At 48.8% G+C, this 689-nt stretch carries 1 protein-coding gene; it reads left to right on the plus strand.

What is annotated here, in order from left to right:
- Positions 1–689: YbaK/EbsC family protein (locus R7E78_RS26870; protein ID WP_318058707.1), on the plus strand; the 689-nt coding region annotated here is incomplete at both ends.

Raw genomic sequence — 689 nt, forward strand, 5'->3', positions numbered from 1 at the left:
GCCAGACGGTCTACCTATTGAGCAGCCGGTTAGAACGCTATTTGTTAAGTCGTCTGGCGAAATCGATGCACCAATCATTGCGTTGATCGTTCGTGGTGACCACGAGCTAAACGAAGTGAAAGCAGAAAACCTACCTCAAGTGGCTTCTCCACTAGAGATGGCATCAGAAGAAGAAATTCGTGAACTGATCGGTGCTGGCCCTGGTTCTCTTGGCCCTGTCGGCCTTGAACTGCCATTCATCGTTGACCGCAGCGTAGCAGCCATGAGCGACTTTGGCGCTGGCGCAAACATCGACGGTAAACACTACTTCGGTATTAACTGGGGTCGTGACGTTGAACTGGGTCAAGTAGAAGATCTGCGTAACGTAGTGGAAGGTGATCCAAGCCCATGTGGTAAAGGTACGCTAATGCTGAAACGTGGTATCGAAGTTGGTCATATCTTCCAACTTGGTAACGTTTACTCAGAAGCAATGAACTGTAGCGTTCTTGGCCCTGACGGTAAAAACGTAATCTTAGAGATGGGTTGTTACGGCATCGGTGTATCGCGTGTTGTTGCTTCTGCGATTGAACAGAACCACGACAAATACGGCATCATTTGGCCAGACGCAATTGCACCTTTCCAAGTAGCAATCGTGCCAATGAACATGCACAAATCTGAGCGCGTAAAAGAAGCAGCAGAGAAGCTATACG

It is taken from the genome of Vibrio sp. YT-19(2023), from assembly GCF_033337395.1.